The sequence below is a fragment of the Mycobacterium sp. 852013-51886_SCH5428379 genome (assembly GCF_001665575.1).
Classification (GTDB): domain Bacteria; phylum Actinomycetota; class Actinomycetes; order Mycobacteriales; family Mycobacteriaceae; genus Mycobacterium.
Window position 1 is genome coordinate 110,291 of the sequence record NZ_LZSU01000042.1, and the last position, 20,451, is coordinate 130,741.

At 67.0% G+C, this 20,451-nt stretch carries 25 protein-coding genes and 3 tRNA genes; 20 read left to right on the forward strand and 8 right to left on the reverse strand.

Translation table 11 applies throughout. The features are described from left to right. Nucleotides 1–39: 39 nt before the first annotated feature. Nucleotides 40–507, forward strand: coding sequence for a hypothetical protein (locus A5757_RS23310; RefSeq protein ID WP_156618513.1), 468 nt, complete (start codon nucleotides 40–42; stop codon nucleotides 505–507). A gap of 5 nt (nucleotides 508–512) precedes the next feature. After that, nucleotides 513–1,697 carry an alpha/beta fold hydrolase gene (locus tag A5757_RS17875; RefSeq protein WP_066836944.1) on the forward strand — a complete coding sequence of 395 codons (1,185 nt, stop codon included), beginning with the start codon at nucleotides 513–515 and terminating at the stop codon, nucleotides 1,695–1,697. Between the two features lie 28 nt (nucleotides 1,698–1,725). Here the strand turns inward: A5757_RS17875 and A5757_RS17880 are convergent, their stop codons facing one another. Beyond that, a complete protein-coding gene (locus tag A5757_RS17880; RefSeq protein WP_369815968.1) occupies nucleotides 1,726–2,319 on the reverse strand; it encodes a sigma-70 family RNA polymerase sigma factor in 594 nt (197 codons plus the stop codon). A 57-nt stretch (nucleotides 2,320–2,376) separates the two neighbouring features. Beyond that, nucleotides 2,377–3,612: an MFS transporter gene (locus A5757_RS17885; protein WP_066836532.1), complete on the reverse strand. Its 1,236-nt coding sequence runs from the start codon at nucleotides 3,610–3,612 to the stop codon at nucleotides 2,377–2,379. A 131-nt stretch (nucleotides 3,613–3,743) separates the two neighbouring features. Between A5757_RS17885 and A5757_RS17890 the strand changes: the two genes are divergently transcribed. From A5757_RS17890 to A5757_RS17920, 7 genes are all read left to right on the forward strand, one after another. Next, nucleotides 3,744–4,931, forward strand: a complete 1,188-nt coding sequence (locus A5757_RS17890; RefSeq protein ID WP_066836534.1) for an NAD(P)/FAD-dependent oxidoreductase — start codon at nucleotides 3,744–3,746, stop codon at nucleotides 4,929–4,931. Nucleotides 4,932–4,945: 14 nt separating this feature from the next. Continuing rightward, a complete protein-coding gene (gene usfY, locus A5757_RS17895) occupies nucleotides 4,946–5,251 on the forward strand; it encodes a protein UsfY (RefSeq protein ID WP_066836536.1) in 306 nt (101 codons plus the stop codon). 200 nt (nucleotides 5,252–5,451) lie between these two features. Next, nucleotides 5,452–6,951, forward strand: a complete 1,500-nt coding sequence (locus tag A5757_RS17900; RefSeq protein ID WP_197497375.1) for a sodium:solute symporter — start codon at nucleotides 5,452–5,454, stop codon at nucleotides 6,949–6,951. Continuing rightward, complete coding sequence (locus tag A5757_RS17905; RefSeq protein ID WP_066836538.1) at nucleotides 6,948–7,277, forward strand: hypothetical protein; 330 nt, start codon at nucleotides 6,948–6,950, stop codon at nucleotides 7,275–7,277. Before A5757_RS17900 ends, A5757_RS17905 begins: the two co-directional genes overlap by 4 nt. An 11-nt stretch (nucleotides 7,278–7,288) precedes the next feature. Next, nucleotides 7,289–8,593 (forward strand): LLM class flavin-dependent oxidoreductase, encoded by a 1,305-nt coding sequence (locus A5757_RS17910; RefSeq protein WP_066836955.1) that lies wholly within the window; start codon nucleotides 7,289–7,291, stop codon nucleotides 8,591–8,593. 37 nt (nucleotides 8,594–8,630) lie between these two features. Beyond that, the gene (locus A5757_RS17915) at nucleotides 8,631–9,914 is read left to right on the forward strand and encodes an LLM class flavin-dependent oxidoreductase (RefSeq protein ID WP_066836541.1); all 1,284 of its coding nucleotides are present in this window, start codon (nucleotides 8,631–8,633) and stop codon (nucleotides 9,912–9,914) included. Nucleotides 9,915–9,977: 63 nt separating this feature from the next. Further along, complete coding sequence (locus A5757_RS17920) at nucleotides 9,978–10,370, forward strand: PPOX class F420-dependent oxidoreductase (protein ID WP_066836543.1); 393 nt, start codon at nucleotides 9,978–9,980, stop codon at nucleotides 10,368–10,370. On the opposite strand, the gene A5757_RS17925 is transcribed toward A5757_RS17920, so the two are convergent. The 4 genes from A5757_RS17925 to A5757_RS17940 form a co-directional block, all read right to left on the reverse strand. Further along, entirely contained in the window at nucleotides 10,347–10,958 is a 612-nt protein-coding gene (locus A5757_RS17925) for a TetR/AcrR family transcriptional regulator (RefSeq protein ID WP_066836545.1), read from the reverse strand. The genes A5757_RS17920 and A5757_RS17925 overlap by 24 nt on opposite strands. A 6-nt stretch (nucleotides 10,959–10,964) precedes the next feature. Next, entirely contained in the window at nucleotides 10,965–11,660 is a 696-nt protein-coding gene (locus tag A5757_RS17930; protein WP_066836547.1) for a crotonase/enoyl-CoA hydratase family protein, read from the reverse strand. A gap of 137 nt (nucleotides 11,661–11,797) precedes the next feature. Further along, the gene (locus A5757_RS17935; RefSeq protein ID WP_066836549.1) at nucleotides 11,798–12,835 is read right to left on the reverse strand and encodes a DUF2235 domain-containing protein; all 1,038 of its coding nucleotides are present in this window, start codon (nucleotides 12,833–12,835) and stop codon (nucleotides 11,798–11,800) included. Between the two features lie 317 nt (nucleotides 12,836–13,152). Further along, complete coding sequence (locus A5757_RS17940) at nucleotides 13,153–13,869, reverse strand: MBL fold metallo-hydrolase (RefSeq protein WP_066836551.1); 717 nt, start codon at nucleotides 13,867–13,869, stop codon at nucleotides 13,153–13,155. Nucleotides 13,870–13,991: 122 nt separating this feature from the next. On the opposite strand from A5757_RS17940, the gene A5757_RS17945 reads away from it, so the two are divergent. The 11 genes from A5757_RS17945 (at nucleotide 13,992) to rplA (ending at nucleotide 18,699) form a co-directional block, all read left to right on the forward strand. After that, a tRNA-Thr gene (locus A5757_RS17945) sits at nucleotides 13,992–14,064 on the forward strand. 31 nt (nucleotides 14,065–14,095) lie between these two features. Then, a tRNA-Met gene (locus tag A5757_RS17950) sits at nucleotides 14,096–14,169 on the forward strand. Between the two features lie 35 nt (nucleotides 14,170–14,204). Continuing rightward, nucleotides 14,205–14,372: a 50S ribosomal protein L33 gene (gene rpmG, locus A5757_RS17955; protein WP_011558336.1), complete on the forward strand. Its 168-nt coding sequence runs from the start codon at nucleotides 14,205–14,207 to the stop codon at nucleotides 14,370–14,372. A gap of 49 nt (nucleotides 14,373–14,421) precedes the next feature. After that, the gene (hadA, locus tag A5757_RS17960; protein WP_066836553.1) at nucleotides 14,422–14,901 is read left to right on the forward strand and encodes a (3R)-hydroxyacyl-ACP dehydratase subunit HadA; all 480 of its coding nucleotides are present in this window, start codon (nucleotides 14,422–14,424) and stop codon (nucleotides 14,899–14,901) included. Continuing rightward, on the forward strand, nucleotides 14,888–15,316 hold the full coding sequence (hadB, locus tag A5757_RS17965) for a (3R)-hydroxyacyl-ACP dehydratase subunit HadB (protein WP_066836555.1): 429 nt from the start codon (nucleotides 14,888–14,890) through the stop codon (nucleotides 15,314–15,316). The genes hadA and hadB overlap by 14 nt, the downstream gene beginning before the upstream one ends. 13 nt (nucleotides 15,317–15,329) lie before the next feature. Next, nucleotides 15,330–15,869: a (3R)-hydroxyacyl-ACP dehydratase subunit HadC gene (gene hadC, locus A5757_RS17970; RefSeq protein ID WP_066836557.1), complete on the forward strand. Its 540-nt coding sequence runs from the start codon at nucleotides 15,330–15,332 to the stop codon at nucleotides 15,867–15,869. Nucleotides 15,870–16,019: 150 nt separating this feature from the next. Further along, a tRNA-Trp gene (locus tag A5757_RS17975) sits at nucleotides 16,020–16,092 on the forward strand. 70 nt (nucleotides 16,093–16,162) lie between these two features. Further along, the gene (gene secE / locus A5757_RS17980) at nucleotides 16,163–16,609 is read left to right on the forward strand and encodes a preprotein translocase subunit SecE (protein WP_066836559.1); all 447 of its coding nucleotides are present in this window, start codon (nucleotides 16,163–16,165) and stop codon (nucleotides 16,607–16,609) included. 29 nt (nucleotides 16,610–16,638) lie between these two features. Beyond that, complete coding sequence (gene nusG, locus A5757_RS17985; protein WP_066836561.1) at nucleotides 16,639–17,463, forward strand: transcription termination/antitermination protein NusG; 825 nt, start codon at nucleotides 16,639–16,641, stop codon at nucleotides 17,461–17,463. A gap of 33 nt (nucleotides 17,464–17,496) precedes the next feature. After that, the gene (gene rplK / locus A5757_RS17990) at nucleotides 17,497–17,925 is read left to right on the forward strand and encodes a 50S ribosomal protein L11 (RefSeq protein ID WP_066836563.1); all 429 of its coding nucleotides are present in this window, start codon (nucleotides 17,497–17,499) and stop codon (nucleotides 17,923–17,925) included. Between the two features lie 66 nt (nucleotides 17,926–17,991). After that, nucleotides 17,992–18,699: a 50S ribosomal protein L1 gene (gene rplA / locus A5757_RS17995; protein WP_066836565.1), complete on the forward strand. Its 708-nt coding sequence runs from the start codon at nucleotides 17,992–17,994 to the stop codon at nucleotides 18,697–18,699. 89 nt (nucleotides 18,700–18,788) lie between these two features. Here the strand turns inward: rplA and A5757_RS18000 are convergent, their stop codons facing one another. Together A5757_RS18000 and A5757_RS18005 are read right to left on the reverse strand one after the other, a co-directional pair. Then, complete coding sequence (locus A5757_RS18000; protein ID WP_231984040.1) at nucleotides 18,789–19,709, reverse strand: endonuclease/exonuclease/phosphatase family protein; 921 nt, start codon at nucleotides 19,707–19,709, stop codon at nucleotides 18,789–18,791. Nucleotides 19,710–19,801: 92 nt separating this feature from the next. Next, nucleotides 19,802–20,326, reverse strand: a complete 525-nt coding sequence (locus A5757_RS18005; protein WP_369815974.1) for a low molecular weight phosphatase family protein — start codon at nucleotides 20,324–20,326, stop codon at nucleotides 19,802–19,804. Nucleotides 20,327–20,451: the final 125 nt, after the last annotated feature.

The following is a 20,451-nucleotide window of genomic DNA, read 5'->3' on the forward strand; positions in this document are numbered from 1 at the left end:
GTGGTTCGAGACAGCCATGTGCGCAGAAGGAGTTCGAGAATGACACCCATGCCCCCGCGAGATCTCGGCGTCCGCCCCCGGGCGCTGGTCGCGCGCGAACCGTCGGTGGTGGCGCGCGTCGGCGCGGGCCTGATCGCCGGCCTGCTTGATCAGCAGATCGAGGACGGGACGGCCGTGGCACCGAACACCATGCTCGCGGCCCACACGGCACGGTTGACTTCCCGGCGCGAGCGCTCCGCGCTGACAGCCAAGCTGAGGGCAGTCGTGGAGCAGAGTCTGGGCCCACAACTCCCTTGGTCGGGACGGATACCGCCGCACCGCGGCAATGTCGCCGCGGCGATGCCGCTGATCACGGCCGTCATGGCCCGGTTGGACGGCCCGCAGCCCATCCTGCCGCGGGGTACTGCCCGGTTGCGGCTGCTCATGAGCGACGGCACCGGACCGCTCTACTCAGGCCGCAACGGAAGTCTTTCGGCCGCGTTGCAAGCGGTCCTTGCCGCTCTGTGAACGGAATGTGGACGTTCGACGACTTCGTCCTGGACTGCTCCCGGTATGAACTGCGCTCGGGCGCACGCGTGGTCCGGGTCGAGCCGCAGGTGTTCGATGTGCTCACTCACCTCGTGAGCAACCGGCACCGATGCGTCACCAAGGTGGAGTTGCTGGATTCGGTATGGGGCGGACGATTCGTCGGCGAGGCGGCGCTATCCAGCCGAATCGCCGCGGCGCGCCGCGCGCTGGGTGACGACGGGGAGGCGCAGCGCTACATCCGGACGGTACGGGGCCGGGGTTATCAGTTCATCGGTGTGGTGGACGAGAAGCGTTGCGCCAGAACAATTGGCCCACCCGAAGCGCTGCCGCGTCAGGACGTCGGATTCTGCCGTGCGGAGGACGGTGTGCGTCTTGCCTATGCCGTGGTCGGTGACGGGCCGCCGCTGGTGCGTGCCGCGAACTGGTTGACCCACCTGGGATACGACCTCGCGAGCCCGGTGTGGGGACACTGGATACGGGAGCTGTCGCGGCACCACAGGCTGGTCCGCTACGACGAACGCGGTTGCGGTCTGTCTGACTGGGACGCCCCCGACTTCACGTTCGACGACTGGGTGGCCGATCTCGAGTGTGTGGTCGACACACTCGGTCTGACGCGATTCCCCCTGCTCGGGGTGTCGCAGGGCGCTGCGGTGGCGGTCGCGTACGCGGCGCGGAATCCGGAGCGCGTCTCGGCGCTGGTCCTCTACGGCGGCTACGCACGTGGTCGCGCGGTGCGCGCCGCCGGAGACGCCGAAAGGAACGCGGCGGCACTGGATCTGGATCTGGCGCGGGTCGGCTGGTCGCGAGACGACCCGGCCTTCCGCCGGGTGTTCGCGGCGCAGTTCCTGCCCGACGGAACGCGCGCGGACTGGGACGCGTTCGACGCTTTGCAGCGACGCACCACGTCGGCGGCGAATGCGGTGCGGTTCCTCGAGCAGTTCGCCGAGATCGACGTCCGCGATCAGGCCGGGCAGGTGGCCTGTCCGACCCTGGTCATGCACTCGAGCGAGGACCATCGGGTGCCGGCGCGCTTCGGTGAGGAGCTCGCGACGCTGATTCCGGACGCACAGCTGGTGACGCTGCACAGCAGAAACCATCTGCTCACCCCCGCCGAGCCCGCCTGGTCGGAGTTCCGCGCGACAGTGCACGCGTTTCTGTCCGCGCACTGACGTGGCCGTGGGGGCGTCACCGGTCGGGTCACGGGAGCGCACCGTGAAGCGCGTCGCGCAGATGCCGCCGGCTGCGGTGCAGTCTCGACATGACCGTCCCGGGCCGTACCCCCATCACCGTCGCGACCTCACGACACGACAGGCCCTCGACCGCGGAGTAGTACATGGTCTGGCGCATCGATTCCGGCAGCGCCGAAAGCGCCGAAGCGAGTGCCGGGCTGGGTACCCCCTGCAGCGCAACGTGTTCGGCCGAGGGTGCTCCGCGGCCCCCCTCCAGGTCATCGACGTCTCCGGAGAGCTCCTCGGTGGGTCGGCGCGACGACGCGCGGTGCGCGTTGATCCATGCGTTGCGCATGATGCACGTCAACCACGCCAGCAGACGCGGGTCCTCGCCGAGGGTATGGAAAGACCGGTATGCCTTCAGCAGTGTTTCCTGCACCAGGTCCTCAGCGTCGGCCCCATTCCGCGTGAGCGACAGGGCTCGCCGATACAGAGGTCCGCTCAGTTGCCGTATCGCATCCTCGAAATCAACGGTGCACGTAGCCGGTTCGGCTGACTGTCCCATACCGCCATGCTTCGCGTCCGCGGCCGCGGTAGCTTGAAGATTGTTGGGAGATCTCATGGAGAAGTGAGAGGAACCAGTCGGCCTCGCCCTACTCGTCGAGCAGGGCGAGCTCGCTCAGACCTGTGCGGGCAGGGGCCCGGTCAGCGTCGACGGCCGGCACAGCAGCGTCACCACGACCACCGACCCCGCTGCCACGCCGAACGCGACGTACACATTGAAGACGTCGGCCGCCCCGCCCAGCACGAGCGCCGCGATCGGCCGCGAGCCGAGGAAGCCGACGAGCCACAGCGCCATGATGCGGCCGCGCAACTCCTCGGGAGCACGCTCCTGCACGACGGTGCTCAGCCCCGTCATCGCCCAGCCGAAACCCAGCCCGGCGAGCGTGAAGCCGGCCATCGCGACCGCCGTCACCGAACCGAACACCAGCACACCGCAGCCCGCCGCCAGCAGCCACAGCCCGATGAACGACACCCGACTCGAGGCGAGGCGGCCTCGCATCAGCGCCAGCGTGGCCATCCCCACCGCAGCCCCGATGCCGAACAGCGCGGAGAGCAACCCGACCAGGCTGGTGCTGCCGCCCAGGGTGTCCGCCATCGATGGAGTGAGCGTGATCGAGGCGTCCGCCGCGAAGCCGACCGTCGTCACCGCCAGCAGTGCGAGGAACAGCGGCTTGTCGCGCCACACGTAGCGCACAGCCGCGCGCACGCGGTAGTCGGCGCCCTCGCGGCGGATCGGGGGCGTCGGGAAATGCACCACGAGCAGGAAGGCCACGAAGATGACGTGCAGTGCCGCGCTGGCCGCGAAGCCCTCGGCGTAGCCGAGATGGGCCGCCAGGTAGGCGCCGATCGGCGGGCCCATGATCCGGCCGATCGTCATCGGAATGCTGTTCAGCGCCATGGCTGTCGACAGCTCACCCTCGCGGATGAGGTTCGGCACGATCGATTGCATCGCCGGGCCGCCCACCACGAAGCCGATGCCCACGAGCAGGGTTCCGGCCAGGATCGCCGCCGGGGCCTGTGCCTCGGAGATCGCCAACCACACCGCGATCGATCCCGACCCGACCACGCACAGCACGCGACCCAGCAGGATCTGCCGCGCCGGGTTGCCGGTGTCGGCCCATTTGCCGCTGGTCGGCGCCAGCACGAGTTGCGGCGCGAACTGGACGACGCCGACCAGGCCCACCATCAGAGCCGACCGGGTGGCGTCGTACATGACGATCGCCGCGACGATGCCGTGGGTCCACACGGCCACGACCGAGAACATCTTCCCCCAGAACAGGGCGCCGAAGACGGGGTCGAACATCAACCCCATCGCGCCGCGCGCCTGCGGCCTGGTCGTCTGCGCCGTCATGTGCGCGCACCCAGATCGATGCGGAAATACGGCATGAAAATATGCATAGCACATGGATGTATCTGCACTCGAATCGTGACGGTTGGGCGAGTGCCCGATTGATCTAGATCCTGCGGTGGTATCCACCGCGCGTGCGGACGTCAGGGTTGATCGCCGTGGGCAGCGGGCCTGCCGGGCTCAGCGCGGCTGCCGCCTTCCGTGCGCGTCACCCCAAGCTGCCCGTTCAGATCCTGACCGCTGATCCGGCCATGCCGTACGCCAAACCGCCGCTGAGCAAGGACTTCCTCTGTGGCCGCGGCGCCGCGCTCGACCTCCACTCCCCGGAGTGGTTCGACCAGCGCGGCATCGAGCTGATCCGCGGGCTCACCGTCGATCACATCGACGTGGCCCAGCGGGAGGTGGTGACGCGCGCCGGCCGCCGCTACCCCTACTGGCACCTCGTGCTGGCGCCCGGCGCCCGACCCGTCCCGCTCGACATCCCCGGCGCCGCGAACGCCCTGGCGCTGCGGTCGCTCGGCGACGCCGTCGCGATCCGCATGTCGGCGCTGCAGGCCCGCTCGGCCATCGTGATCGGCGGCGGACTGATCGGCTGCGAAGCCGCGGCCTGTCTGGCCGGCAGCGGGATCGTCACGACGATGGTGGCCGGCGAACCTGTGCCGCTGTACCGGCGTTTCGGTCTCGACGCGGGGGAGCGCATCGCGAAGCTGTTGACCGACTGTGGGGTGCGCTTCGTCGGACCGGCCCGGGTGACCGAGGTACACGACGACGGCGTCACCCTGGACAGCGGCGCGCGCCTCGAGGGCGACCTCGTCGTCGCCGCCACCGGGGTGCGCCCGGACGCCCGGCTGGCGATTGAGGCGGGTATCGCCACTCAGCAGTTCGGGCGGGCAAGCCGCATCGTCGTCAACCGACGCATGCACACCTCGGCGCCCAACGTCTTCGCCGCCGGTGACATTGCCCTGGCCTACAACGTCACCGCGCGCCGCGCGATCCCCACCGAACATTGGCGGGACGCGGCCGATCAGGGCGAGATCGCCGGCTCGTCGGCGGCGGGCTATCCGATGGCGTGGGGCGCGGTGCCCGGGTTCTTCTGCAGCATCGGCGACGTCCGCCTGAAGTACCGCGGGTGGGGGCTGCCCTACGACCGCGCCCACCTCGTCGAGCACCGCGACGGCTTCACCGTCCGTTACGAAGCCGGCGGCGAACCGGTCGGCGTGCTGTGCCTCAACGCCGACGAGGACTACCGCGCGGCCGGAGAAAAACTGCGGAACGCCCCAGCTCCACCTGTTCGCGGCGTAGCGTCGGCTACATCTCTCTAGTCGAGGAGGATGCGATGAAAAATGCGCATCACGATCCGGTGGATCATTCCCGAACCTGTCAGCCGCACGCCGGCGAATCGATGATCGACACTCTCTGGTTTCCCGGTCTGCTGTTGATCGCCGTCGGCGTGGTGGGTCTGGCGGCGATCGTGGCGGCCGCCGCCTACGGGTACACGCAGTGGGTGCTGCCGCTGGCGCTCGTCACCGGCGCGGTCGTCACCGCCGGCGGCGGACTGATCGCCCTGGAACACCGCCGCGTGCTCCGCGTCGAACGGCTCTGGCACGCCGAACATCCGGGGACCGGACACCGGCACGCGTGAGCTGATCCGCTCAGGCGGATCTTGCTCGCCGCGCCGATCCGGGAATCCGGCATTACAGTCTCTCGTACTCCGCGACGAGAGCTGAATTCACGACGATTTGAACTCTCTTGCGGACCGGGAAAGTCCTGGGACACTGCCGTCCGCCCATAAGCGCGCCTATCCCGTGCGCGCATGGCTCTCGTCATGCCCCAGGAGGCTGCGTGTTCCATCCGTCCAACCTCTCGCCCGGTATCGGCATCGCGCTGATGCTGGGCCTGGGCGCCTTCATGTTCGTCGTCGCCTTCACCGTGCGGTCCATGGTGAAGAACACCCACGACTTCGTCATCGCCGACCGCCGCATCGGTTTCGGCTTCGGCGTCGGATCGGTCATCGCCGTCTGGACGTGGTCCATGGCAGTGATGATGTCCTCCGCGCAGGCCTTCACTTTCGGTGTCTCCGGGCTGATCTGGTTCGTTGTGCCCAACGGTCTGGCCGTGATGGTGATGGTGCCGTTCGCGCTGAAGCTGCGCCGCCAGATGCCGGCCGGCTACACAATCGTCGAATTCATCCGGGAACGCTTCCAGAACAAGCCGGCGACGACGGTGATGCTGGTGGCGATGCTGCTCGGCCTGCTCGCCGAGATCTTCATCAACCTGTTCGGCGTGGTGCTGGTGACCGGTGTGGTGTTCGGGCTCAATCCGACCGTCGTGTTGATCGTGACGCTGGCGACGGTCACCGTCTACTCCTACTTCGGCGGGCTGTGGACGTCGGCGATCACCGCGACCTTCAACACCCTGATGATCACCGTGCCCGCCGCGGTGGTGGTGCTCTACGTGCTGGCCAAGGTCGGCGGCCCGGAGGTGGTGTTCGGACGCGTCGAGGAGGCAGGACCCAACACGCTCAACGCATTCGACACCCAGGCCGCCGCCGCATTCGGCATCTCGCTGGCGCTGGGCCTGCTCGCGTCCACGATGGCCGATCAGACGTTCTGGCAGAAGGCCTGGGCGCTCAAGCCCGCGACCATGGGCCGCACGTTCGTGTGGGCGGGGCTGTGGTTCTACCCGATCCCGATCGCGATGGGTCTGCTCGGGCTGGTCGCGCTGGCGTTCAACCTCGACGTCGAAGACCTCGGCGCCGCCGGCCCGGGTGGCGTCGGACCGTACGTGGTGAGCAATCTCGGGCTGCCGCTCATCCTCATCGCGCTCTACGTGCTGATCATCCTCAACGCCTGCTACTCGACGATCGACGGCGCATTCTCGGCGCTGTCGTCAGTGGTGGCCGTCGACATCCTAAAACGCGCCAAACCCGATATCGCACCGAAGTCGTTGTTCCGCTGGACGAAAGCCTCGATCATCATCGCCGGGGTGATCGGCGGGGTGGTGGTCAGCTCGGGCATCGACTACGTCGAACTGGTCAACCTCGTCTACTTCCTCAAGGCGGCGTTGATCATCCCGCTGGGGCTGGCGATCTTCTGGAAGCGCATGACCTCGACGGCGTTCGTGACCAGCCTGCTGCTGGCCATCGCCATCGGCTACCCCGTCCGCGAATACGTCGGCGAACTACCCGGCATCATCACCCTGGAGGCGATCTCACTCGTGGCTGCCGTCGGTATCAGCCTGTTGTCCAAGCAGACCTTCGACTACGACTCACTCAAGTCCCGCGGCAGCGCACTGTCCGGTGACAAGCGGCGGGCCGCCGAGGATCTGGATCCGGTCGCATGACCGCCTTCTGGATTGCCGTCATCGTGGGCTCCGTGGTGAGCGTGCTCTACATCGGGCTCGGGGTGCAGGCGTTCTTCCGGGTCCGCCGGGACGTGCTCGCGCTGGCCGCCGCCGGCGAGACCGCCGACCTGGACACCGAAGCACTGGAAGCCAACGACGCCGGCTCGTTCAGCTGGAAGGCGCTGGGCGCCGTCGTGGTGTCGACGTCGGTGATCGCGCTGCTGGGGGTCAGTCCCGTGTTCTGGTACCTACCTGCCATTCTCGCGATCGGTTCGGCCGTCGCCGTGACCGTCGCGTTCGTGATCGACCGGAGGAGTGCTGCGTGACGAAGAAGAAGATGCACCTGCTGGGCTTCGTCCAGCACGGCGTGATGAACCACGCGTCCACCATGTGGGCGCACCCGCGGGACAAGGTCGGCTACCACTGGTCGCGGCCGGAGTACTGGCGCGATCTCGGCCGGATCATGGAACGCGGGCTGTTCGACGCGATGTTCATCGCCGACGAACTCGCCCCGTACACGACCTACAAGGGCAATTCGGATCCGGTGGTGAAGTTCGCCGGGCAGTGTCCGGTGCACGAGCCGGCGAGCGTGGTGCCGATCGTCGGTGCGTTCACCAAGAACCTCGGCATCGGCATTACGCTGTCGACTTCCTTTGTGCCGCCGTACATGATGGCCCGCCAGCTGTCGACGCTGGATCACCTCACCGGTGGCCGCGTGGGCTGGAACATCGTCACGTCCTACTCCAAGAGCGAGTTCCAGGCGATGGGCAAGGAGAACCTGACGCCGCGCGACAAGCGCTACGAGGTGGTCGAGGAGTACATGCAGCTGCTGTATCAGCTGTGGGACTCCTGGGATGACGACGCGATCGTCTACGACCGCGAGAACGGGGTGTTCGCCGATCCGGCCAAGGTGCGCGAGGTCGACTTCCAGGGCGAGTTCTTCCAGTCCAAGGGCCGCCACTTCGTCGCCCCGTCACCGCAGAAGCGGCCGGTGCTGTGGCAGGCCGGCTCGTCGCCGCAGGGTCGCGAATTCGCCGCCAAGCACGCCGAATCCGTATTCGGCATCTTCCCGACGCCCAAGAGCATGCGCGCCTACGCCGACGACATCCGCACCCGCGCCAGCGACGCCGGGCGCGATCCGGAGTCGGTCAAGCTGATCTACGGATTGCAGACGATCATCGACCGCGACAAGGGCCGCGCCAACGACCGCTACGCCGAGTTCGTCGAGAAGGTCCAGATCGAGAGCGCGCTCGGAATCCTCTCCGGGCACACCGGTTTCGACTTCTCGACGCTCGATCTGGACGACAACGTCGTCGACGCCGATGTGCAGGGCATCCGCGGTCTGTTCGACGCGATCCTCGAGGCCAAGGACGGTGCGCCGGTCACCGTGCGGGAGGCCGCCCAGATCTACGGCGTCTCGATGGGCGCACCGGTGGCGGTGGGCACGCCGTCGGATGTCGCCGATCAGATGGAGCAGTACATCGACGAGGGTGGCTGCAACGGCTTCATGATGCTGGCCACCGACACGCCGGGCTGCTTCAACGACATGACCGAGCTGCTGGTGCCGGAGTTGCAGCGGCGCGGCCGGTTCCGCACCCGTTACCCCGGGACCACGCTGCGGGACAGCCTGCAGGAGTACTGAAATCGAGCGCACTCGCAAAGCTCATTTCCTTGCCTTCATGCAGCACGGCGTGAGCAGTCACTCCGTCGGGATGTGGCGGCACCCGCTCGACAAGGTCGGGTGGGATTACGCCGCACCGCCGTACTGGCAGCATCTGGCCCGCACGCTGGAGCGCGGACTGTTCGACGCGGTGTTCCTGGCCGACGAACTGGCGCCGTACAACTCGTTCGAGGACAGCTCGGATGCGACGATGCGGTACGCCGTGCAGGCCCCGACGCACGAACCCGCAGCGCTGACGCCCATCATCACCGGCGCCACCGAGCATCTCGGGGTGGGGATCACGCTGTCGACCGCGTTCGAGCATCCCTATTCGATGGCGCGGCGGCTGTCGACGTTCGACCATCTGTCCGGCGGCCGGGTCGCGTGGAACATCGTCGGGTCGTATTCGCCGTCGGAGTTCGCGGCCTACGGCCAGGAGATGCCGGACCGGTCGGTGCGCTACGAGCGCATCGCGGAGTATGTGGAGCTGTGCTGCCGGCTGTGGGATTCGTGGCAGCCCGACGCGATCGTCGCCGACCGCGAGACCGGGGTGTACGCGCATCCGGAGAAGATCCACGAGGTGGAGTTCGAGGGTAAGCACTTTCGTTGCCGCGCTCGGCATTTCGTGGCGCCGTCCCCGCAGGGCCGGCCGGTGCTGTGGCAGGCCGGCGCCAGTGAGGAGGGCCGTCGCTTCGCGGCGTCGACGGCCGAGGCGATCTTCGCGATCCAGCCGACCGTCGCGTCGATGCGCGCGTACTCCGACGACATCCGGTCGCGGGTGGCGGCCGCGGGGCGTGATCCGGCGGCGGTGAAGCTGTACTACGGGGCACAGGTGATCGTCGGCGCCACCGACGCCGAGGCGCACGAGAAGGCGGCGTATCTGCGGTCGCTGCTGCGTCCGGAGGCGTCGCTGGCGATGCTGTCCGGCCAACTGGGAGTGGACTTCTCGACGTTCGACCCGGCCACCCCGCTCGACGACATCCCGGTGCCGGGAATCCAGGGTGTGAAGGATGCGCTGGTCGCGTCCGGAGCGGGGGCGGCCGTCACCGTCGCGGAGGCCGCCGATACGTACGCGTTCCGGTTCTCGATGCCGCAGGTGATCGGCACGCCGACCGGGGTGGCCGATCAGCTCGAGGAGTTCATGGACGACGGCGGGGCGGACGGTTTCATGCTGCTGGCCACCTACACGCCGGGCTGCTTCGAGGAGTTCGTCGACCTGGTGGTGCCCGAACTGCAGCGACGCGGCCGCTACCGCACCCGGTATCCGGGAAAGACGCTGCGGGAGAACATCCTCGGCGAGTGATTTCGGTGTAGTTGCTCGCGGTGAGCGACGAAGTACTCCGAAATCACGCCGTACAGTGGCCTCATGGCGGACCTCGACAGTCTCGGTGCTGAGAAGTTCCTGTCGTTGACCACGTTCAAGCGCAGCGGCGAGGCGGTGGCCACCCCGTTGTGGGTGATCGGCGAGGCAGGACGGTTGGTGTTCTGGACGCCGGCGGAATCGTGGAAGGTCAAGCGGGTGCGTCGTGATGCCCGGGTGACGGTGGTCCCGTGCTCGCGGGGCGGAAAGGTGGCGCCGGGGGTGCAGCCGGTGGCGGGTCGCGCGGAGCTGGTCGAGGATGCTGCCGAGGTGGACCGGACGCAGGGACTGTTCCGGAAGAAGTACGGGGTGGGGTTCGTGGTGGTGACGACCATCGAGCGGGTCATCCGCCGTGGCCGCGAGCGTCGGGTGCTGCTACGGGTCGACCTCGACGGCTGACGTGGCGAATCCCGCCAGGAGCGAACGCACCCCGAGCCGCCAGCGCCGCTCGACCGACTGCGGCGTGGTGCCCAGCCAGCAGCCGGCCTCCTGGACGGCAAGGCCTTTCGCCAGCGCCAGCAGCACGTGGGCGATGTCGACGGCGTTACCGGTGAGCCGGCCGTCGTCCAGGCAGCGTTGGATGCGGCCGAGGAAGATGTCGCGGACCGCTTCGCCGGCGGCCAATTCGTCCGGGCCCGGGTCGAAGTCGGCGAACGGCCGGGAGAACATCACCTGCGCCAGCCGGGAGTAGTCGAGGCAGAACCGGCGGAACACCGGCACCAGCGCCTCCACGTCGGCGACCGGATCGTCGGTGACCGGGACGCCGGACAGCTCGGCGTCGAGCAGCCGGAAACCCTCGAAGAAGATCGCGCGGACCAGACCGGCCTTGTCGTCGAACAGTTCGTAGACCGCGGGCACCGACGTACCCGCCTGTTCGGCGACCCGTCGGGTGGTCAACCGAGCGACGCCCTCGTCGTTGAGCGTCGCGACCGCGGCCGCCAGCAGCCGCGACCGCAGCTCGGGCGTACGCTGCTTGACCCTCGGCATCTTCGGCTAGCCGCCGAACTCCGTTGCCAGACCGTCGATTCCGGCACGGATCGCGGTCAACGCGGCCTCGCGGGCCTTGAGCTTGCTCGCCAGATGCGCGTGCAGGTGCAGTGTTGCGGCGGCTTCGGCGGCCACCTCCTGAGCGCGCGGGATAACCGCGTCCTGTTCGACGACCTCGTCGAGCCAGCCGCCGTCGATCGCCGCGTCGCCGGAAAAAGTGGCCGCCATCGAGATGCCACGCTGGAACGCCGCGGGCGTCAACCGCATCCGCATGAGTTCGATCGCGGAGATCGGCAGCACCATGCCGATGGCGACCTCGTTGGCCTGGCAGCGGGTCCGGGTCGAGCCGATGCGGACGTCGCCCGACAGCAGCAGGAACGATCCCATCGCGATGGCCGGACCGGTCGCCGCCATGATCACCGGCTTGGGGAAGGTCAGGCAGCGCACAGCCAGTTCGAAGCCGCCGGAGAGCATGCCGAGCGCGGCCTGGGCGTCGCCGGAGGCGAACACCGCAAGGTCGAAGCCGCCGCTGAACAGTTTCTGATTGCCTGCCAGCACAACGGCTTTCGACTCGTCCTTCTCGGCGGTGTCGAAGGCCTCGTTCAGGCTCTGTTGCATGGCCGGCGACAGCACATTGGCCTTGCCGTCGTCCATGGTGATGGTCGCGACCGACTCGGTCAGGTCATAGCTCACTGCGCTCATCGTCAGGATGTTACGTAACGCTGTTACGAAACAGAAGGGGGGACGTGGAATCTCCCCGACTCCACATCCGCGTCGACGTTGTCGTCACCATCCAGGTGGGCCCCGAGACCAATCGGTCGGGTGCTCACCGAACCGCTCTAGCGCGACGCAGTCGCCCTCTCGAGCGCCCGCGCGGGCGTCGTCGAGATCGACGTTTTGCCGAACTCCTCTCGCACTTTGGTGCCCAAATGTTCATTTGGGCGTTCTGAAGGCACGAGACGCTCGCTGCGGGCCAGCCAGTCGCGATCCGCCCATTCGATGCGGGCGGGCAGCCGACGCCAGTACCGCGGACGGGCGCGAAGGTAGAGCTCGACGCTGGCGTGCACGGCGGCGCCGTCGGGCACGCGACGCAACGACAGGGTGTGGTGGCTGCTTGCGGCGAGCGCATCGTGTTCGGTCGGCGACGGCAGACGGCAGTCGGCGCGCAGTCGTAGACCTTCACGGACCGCGCCGTCGAGCACCCAGTCCAGGGCGATGTCGGCCAGCGGCAGGCAGGCTCCGGCGGTCCCGGCGACATCGCCGTGCGCTCCGCGGAACCACACCTCCTCCACCCTCGCCGCTCCGACCGGGTTCGTGAGCGAGGCGCCGTCGATCGCCATCGCATGCCGGCCGTGCTCCACATTCGTCAGTCCGCCGCGCCCAGCGCGATCGACACCGGGCAACCCGACCGCGTCCCAGAGCCCGAGGAACCGGACGGGGACGGCGGCGTCGTCACGGTCGGTGAGCGCGGCAGCAATCCGGCCGACGCGTCGCCAATCGTCGTCGCTGCGGACGGTGCGGGGTAGGACACAGGTGGTCAGCAGGTGATCGAGCACCGCGTCACCGCGCCCCGGCCAGATTCCGATCGCGCCGAGCAACCCCGCCAGCTCCCGCGCGCGCACCGCGCCCCGACCGGCGCCGAAGACGAAGATCGCGTCGCCAGGCGACCAGCTCTCGCGCAGGAAGTCATAGGCGTCGGCGACCGTGGCGCGCGCGGCTTCGACGGCGGTGGAGCGCCGGTGCGGTGCCGTCCCCGGGTCATACCACGTGAGCTGCTGCGGTGAGTTCTCCGCGAGGCGGAAGACGGCTGCGGCGTTGGTGGCGGGACGCGGGGTCGACTGCTGCGCCCGGTCGAAACACATCACGATGTTCTTCACGACGGCCCCCGACGAAGAAGAGTTGACGGTGGCTCAAGTTTGCCCCTCGGTGCGGCCGATGTCACTACCTATCCGTCACCAATTCGAGATTTCACAACGGATTCTGATCGATTGAGGCGTATCGGCCACGAAATTCGTCGCACACCGCCGCTCGCGACTCAGGAAACGTTGCCGGCAGGTGGGCATGACGCAACGCAACGCGCGAAGCGAGACGTTGCGGGAATCGACCGTTCGGTGCCAGTTCGGAGTTCGGCAGTGAAGCCACCATCACCGCGGGCGTCGGCAGTGAAGGCAACTTCACTGTCGGCCGCCGAACGTCAGCCGCCCATGAGCATGCGCCACTGCTCGAGGTCGCTGGCGCGGTAGACGTAGTTGGAGCGTTTGACGTCCTCGAGCGGCGCGCTCGGTTCGGCCGAGTACCAGTGACCGGGGAACACCGTCGGGTCGCCGGGCAGCTTGGCCAGGGCCTGCAGGCTGCGGAACATCTCGTCGACGTCGCCACCGGGGAAGTCGGTGCGGCCGCAACCCTCGAGGAAGAGGGTGTCACCGGCGACCAGACGGCCGTCGAGCAGGAAGCACTGGCTGCCCGGCGTGTGACCGGGCGTGTGCAGGAGCTCGATGTCGATGCCGCCGACGCTGACGACGTCGCCGTGGTCGTGGGCGGTGAGGTCGCTCAATGCGATGCCGGTGACGCGGGAAACCCAGTCGGCCTCGTGGGTGTTGACGTGCACCGGAACGCTGACCCGTTCGAGCAGTTCGGCGAGGCCGGCGAGGGTGAACCCCATCATCGAGCCGCCGACGTGGTCGGGGTGGTGATGGGTGGCGAGCACGCCGGACAGGTGCATGCCGTCGGCTTCCAGGGTGTCGACGAGCTCGCCCGCGGCGTAGGCGGGATCGACCACCACGCAGTCCCCGGTCTCCCGGTCGCCGATCAGATAGGAGAAGTTCCGCATCTGGGTGGCGATCATGTCGCCCGCGGCGAAGTCGCGGCCGGACAGCAGTTGGCGGAAGTACAGGCGGTCGGCGTCGGACATGGGCCCATGCTAGGTGGCAGGTGCTCAGATGCCGGGACTGACCAGCGGTTTGGCGCCCGCGAGGGGCAGACTGTACTCTCTTTAAGGCCCTCGCCTCGGCTACGTCGAGCGCCGCGGGTCAGGCCCCCTTAGCTCAGTCGGCAGAGCGTTTCCATGGTAAGGAAAAGGTCAACGGTTCGATTCCGTTAGGGGGCTCGGCGACCGCCGAGTGGTGAGCGTCTGGAATGGCGGTGTAGCTCAGCTGGTTAGAGCGCACGACTCATAATCGTGAGGTCGGGGGATCGAGCCCCCCCACCGCTACAAGCACAACGACGTATTGACGAAGGACGAGAGACGTGGCATCGAGTACCGATGTACGGCCGAAGATCACATTGGCCTGCGAGGTGTGCAAGCACCGTAACTACATCACGAAGAAGAACCGCCGCAACGACCCCGACCGGCTGGAACTGAAGAAGTTCTGCCCGAACTGCGGTACGCATCGGGCGCACAAGGAGTCGCGCTGATCGCAGCCGCACGGCTTCGGCCGCGGCTGACTAGATAGGTTCACAACTCGTGGGTTTTCTGGACGACTACGTCGGATTGCACTATCGCCATCCCGACCGCTATGTCGTTGGTCGTGAGAAAATTCGCGAGTACGCGGTCGCCGTCAAGAACGACGATGAGTCCTTCTTCGACGAGAAAGCCGCTTCCGATCTCGGGTACGACGGACTGTTGGCGCCGCTGACGTTCATCTCGGTGTTCGGGTATCAGGCGCAGTCGGCCATGTTCGCCGCCGCCAACATCAGCATCACCGATGCGCAGATCGTGCAGGTCGATCAGACCCTCAAATTCGTGCGGCCCATCGTGGCGGGCGACGTCCTGCACTGCGACGTCTACATCGAGTCGATCCGCAAAGCGCACGGCACTGACATCATCACCACGAAGAACATCATCACCAACGAAAACGGTGACGTCGTACAGGAGTGCTACACCACGCTCGCGGGGCGTAGCGAAGAAGACGGGGAGAGTGGCTTCAGCAATGGCACTGCGTGAATTCGATTCGGTGAAGGTCGGGGATGCGCTCCCCGAGAAGGTGATCACCCTGACCCGTCAGGACCTGGTGAACTACGCCGGCGTCTCGGGCGACCTGAACCCCATCCACTGGGACGACGAGATCGCCAAGCAGGTCGGCCTCGACACCGCGATCGCGCACGGCATGCTGACCATGGGCCTGGGCGGCGGCTACGTCACCGAGTGGGTCGGCGATCCCGCCGCCGTCACCGAGTACAACGTCCGCTTCACCGCCGTGGTGCCGGTGCCCAACGACGGCGTCGGCGCCGAGATCCTGTTCAACGGCCGCGTGAAGTCCGTGGATCCGGAGGCCAAGTCGGTCACCCTGGCGCTCAGCGCGACGGCCGGCGGCAAGAAGATCTTCGGCCGCGCCGTCGCGGTCGCGAAGCTGGCGTAGGCGGGGCGCGCACATGGCATTGAAGACCGATATCCGGGGCATGGTCTGGGAGTACCCGGACACGTTCCTGGTGGGCCGCGAACAGATCCGTCAGTACGCGAAGTCGGTGAAGGCGACCGATCCGGCCACGATGGACGAGGACGCCGCCGCCGAGCTGGGCCACGAGTCGCTGGTCGCGCCGCCGACGTTCATGTCGATCTTCGCGGTGATGATTCAGAACCACTTCTTCCAGCACGTCGACGTCGGCCTGGAGACCCTGCAGATCGTGCAGGTGGACCAGAAGTTCCTGTTCCACCGGCCGATCAAGGCCGGCGACGCGCTCAACGGGACGATGTACATCCAGACGGTCGACGAGCGGTTCGGCGCCGACATCGTCACCACCCGGAACGTGCTCACCGATCCGGACGGCGAGATCGTCATGGAGTCCTTCACGACCCTGATGGGGCACGAGGGCGACAATTCGATCTCGGCGGGCTGGGATCCGGAGACCGGTCAGGTGGTCCGCAAACCGGTCAAGCACGAGGACCCACCGGTCGACGACGCAGCGGATTAGTAACTCGCAGGCCAGGCGCGCTACACTCGGGACTTCGGGGTTTTCCCATTACAGCGCGCTTCCGCGAGTACGTCGGGGAGCGCGCGAATCATGTGAGCCCCGAGATGCGGCGGTGAAGGTGCTTGTCCAGGCCTGCGGTGTCGTCGCTGAAGGGGCGTAGCTCAACTGGCAGAGCAGCGGTCTCCAAAACCGCAGGTTGCAGGTTCAAGTCCTGTCGCCCCTGCTCAACTGAATAGTTCGACAAGCGTGGACACTGGAAGGTGACCACGAAGCAATCAGACGAAAGGCATGCGGTGAGCGACGAGCGCGATGGTGCCGGCTCCGCAGGCACGCCCACCGACGGTGACGGCGGCGGCACGGACGACACCGGCGGCCAGACTGCCGTGGTGACGCGGCCGACGCGCCCGACGGGTAAGCGGACCCGCCGTGCCGCGGTCTCCGACACCGAAGGTGCCGACGCCGACACGGCGGATACCGACTCCGGCGGTGGCAAGGACGGCAACGGGAAGACGAAGAAGACCGCCAAGGACGAGTCCGGCGGCCGCGCCAACCCGATCACCTACGTCATCACCTTCATCAAGCAGGTCGTCGCCGAGCTGCGCAAGGTGATCTGGCCCAACCGGAAGCAGATGGTCAACTACACCATCGTGGTGTTGATCTTCCTGGCCTTCATGGTTGCGCTGATCTCCGGCGTCGATTACGGGGCGGGCCGGTTGATCGGCCTGTTCTTCGGCGAGTGACCCATGAATTCTAGGAAGGACTGGCAACAGTGACGAGCTTCGAGGGCGATACGCCTTCGGCCGAGAACGTCGATCTCGTCGACGAGTCGACCACCGAACCCGCGACCGAGGACGCCGACGTCGCAGGTGGTGAGGTGAGCGAGGACGCCGCGACGACGGACGACGCCGCCGGAGAGGCCGACGCCCCTGCCGTCGAGCTTGCGGACGAGGCCACCGAAGAAGAGGATGTCGATCCTGCGGTCGCGCTGAAGAAGGAACTGCGGCTCAAGCCGGGCGACTGGTATGTCATCCACTCGTACGCCGGTTACGAGAACAAGGTGAAGGCCAACCTCGAGACCCGCGTGCAGAACCTCGACGTCGGCGACTACATCTTCCAGGTGGAAGTGCCGACCGAAGAGGTCACCGAGATCAAGAACGGCCAGCGCAAGCAGGTCAACCGCAAGGTGCTCCCGGGTTACATCCTGGTGCGGATGGAACTGAACGACGAGTCGTGGGGCGCGGTGCGCAACACGCCGGGCGTCACCGGGTTCGTCGGCGCGACGTCGCGTCCATCGCCGCTGAGCCTCGACGACGTGGTCAAGTTCCTGCTGCCGCCCGCGACGGCGAAGAAGCCGGGCAAGGCTGCGTCGACCGCTGCGGGCGCCGCGTCGAGCGAGGCCACGCTCGAGCGTCCGGAGATCCTGGTCGACTTCGAGGTCGGCGAATCGGTCACCGTCATGGACGGCCCGTTCGCCACGCTGCCGGCGTCGATCAGCGAGGTCAACGCCGAACAGCAGAAACTCAAGGTGCTGGTGTCCATCTTCGGTCGCGAAACACCTGTCGAACTGACCTTCAACCAGGTCGCGAAGATCTAGCTCCCCGCGAGCGCACAAAGAAAGGGCACTTCCATGCCACCCCGCAAGAAAGTCACCGGGCTGATCAAGCTCCAGATCCAGGCCGGCCAGGCCAACCCTGCGCCGCCCGTCGGTCCGGCGCTCGGCCAGCACGGCGTCAACATCATGGAGTTCTGCAAGGCGTACAACGCGGCGACCGAGAGCCAGCGCGGCAACGTCATCCCCGTGGAGATCACCGTCTACGAGGACCGCAGCTTCACCTTCCAGCTCAAGACCCCGCCTGCCGCCAAGCTGCTGCTCAAGGCCGCGGGTGTGCAGAAGGGCTCCGGCGAGCCGCACAAGACCAAGGTCGCCAAGGTGACCTGGGATCAGGTGCGCGAGATCGCCGAGACCAAGAAGTCGGACCTGAACGCCAACGACATCGATCAGGCCGCCAAGATCATCGCCGGCACCGCCCGGTCGATGGGCATCACGGTCGAATAGATCGACCGCGGTGTGTGGGAGGGCTGGCATCGGCCCGCACCACGACTCAGCAATTAGGAGAGATCAATGAGCAAGAACAGCAAGGCATACCGCGAAGCCGCCGAGAAGGTGGACCGCGACAAGCTCTACACGCCGCTCGAGGCCGCGAAGCTGGCTAAGGAGACGTCGTCGAAGAAGCAGGACGCGACCGTCGAGGTGGCAATCCGCCTCGGTGTGGATCCGCGTAAGGCGGACCAGATGGTGCGCGGCACCGTCAACCTGCCGCACGGCACCGGTAAGACCGCCCGCGTCGCGGTGTTCGCCGTGGGTGAGAAGGCCGAGCAGGCCATCGCCGCGGGTGCGGACATCGTCGGCAGCGACGATCTGATCGAGCAGATCCAGGGCGGCATGCTCGACTTCGACGCCGCGATCGCGACGCCGGACCAGATGGCCAAGGTGGGCCGCATCGCCCGCGTGCTCGGCCCGCGTGGCCTGATGCCGAACCCGAAGACCGGCACCGTGACCGCTGACGTCACCAAGGCCGTCAACGACATCAAGGGCGGCAAGATCAACTTCCGCGTCGACAAACAGGCCAACCTGCACTTCGTGATCGGCAAGGCGTCGTTCGACGAGACGAAGCTGGCCGAGAACTACGGCGCCGCGCTGGACGAGATCCTGCGGGCCAAGCCGTCGGCGTCGAAGGGCCGCTACCTGAAGAAGATCGTCGTGTCGACGACCACGGGCCCGGGCATCCCGGTGGATCCGGCCGTGACGCGGAACTTCGCGGAGGCCTAGGCCGCCAGGCCGGAGCCGAGCATGTGGACTGAGGCGTAACAACCCTCGCTGAAGCCCTCGCCCTTTTTGGGGCGGGGGCTTCAGTGCTTTCAGGATGCGGTGGGGTCCAGGGGGACCTTGATGGTGGACAGGAGGGCGCGGTGGTCGGAGCCGGGAATCGTGACGGTCTTGATCGAGCTGGCCGCGGCGTTGCGGGTGAGGATGTGATCGATGGTGATCAGCGGCGGAATCCAGTCGTGCACCGGGTACGTGGGGGAGAGGCCCGAGCCGGTCTGCTCGACGGCGTCGCGATAGCCGTTGGTGAGCAGATCGCGGAACTGGCGCATGTCCGGGGTGCTGTTGAAATCGCCGCCGACGATGACGGCGCCAGGGCCGGCGACCTTCGCGAGTTGGTCGAGGTGTTTATTGGTGGCGGAGATGCCTGCGCGCCATTGGGCGAAAGTGTCGTTGTCAGACGCAAGAGGCGAGATCAAGTGAACGCTTGTGACTACGGGGTCGAAGCGGACCCCGGGAATCTGCAATTTCGCTGTTGCGATCGCTGTGTCGTCGACCTCATCCCTCGGCACGCCGACAAGCGGATATCGGCTCCATATGCCGATGCCGCCAGCGCCGGGCGCGGGCTTGAGGATTGAATAGGGGAAGGTCTCGTTGAGGCCCGCCCGCGAGAAACGCTGGATTTCGTCGAGAGTCAGCTCTGAGACCGTGATGACATCGGCGCTGTTTTCCGCCAGCCGGACGATCGTTGCTGGATTTGCTTGCCCCTTGCGGAGATTCGCGGAGAGGACCCGCACTTCGGTGTGTTCACCGACGGTCGTGGGGTGACCGAAGTAGTACCAAGGGACTTGGACGGCCAAGCTCACGATTAGAACGAGGACCGCTATCACGGCCAGAAGGGTCCGGCGATACACGACGGCCGTTGCCGCGCCCAACAGTGCCGCGACCGGGACGAACGGCGCGCCGATAGCAAGGATCAACGCGACGATGTTGGGCAGCGGAAAAGTCCGGGCCATAAGGATAATGACGCAGCATAAGAGGCCAAGTGTCACGATGGCTGGCCGCCACCGACGCCGTCGGACCGGAGAAGACCGATCCGAACGAGCTTTCAGTCGGGTCGGCATAGGCGGAGGACCGGTGGCAGCAGCGAGGCAATCTGGTTGCCTACGGATTCGAAGACTTCAGCAGGCTTGCCGATGGGGTCGGGGATATCCGCGAGTTGGTGGGTGGCGAATTGAGGGCGCAGCGAAGCGAGGTCCGCGACATCGCGCGCTCCGCCCTCTGAGGCCAAGAAAGCTGCCTCTGGCAACGTGAACGTGCGGTTGAGCTTCCGCGGCGCGAGTCCGAGCGCCGCGTCACGGTGTTCCCGCGTCATGGTGATGATGAGGTCGGCTTGCGATGCGATCTTCGCGGTGAGCTGCCGCGCCGCGAAGTCGGCGCTTTCGCCGCCGAGTCCCTCTAGTACCAGGGCCGCCTGGGGATGCACCGCGTGACCGATCACTGCGCGGACGCCGGCGCTAGATGTCTGTAGATCCGGTACGCCGATCTGTGTTCCGTATAAGGCGGCTAACCGCTCCGCGACCGGCGACCGGCAGATGTTACCCGTGCAAACGAACAGGATGTGCAGAGCGATCTCCTGGCTAGGTCATCGACGGAAGGTGTCGCGCGAACGCGCCGGATCGCTGAACGACTCCACCAGTATCCATGCGTACGGCCTCGCTCGCGTTCCGGCATGACGGTTCGCTCGATTGCGGGTCA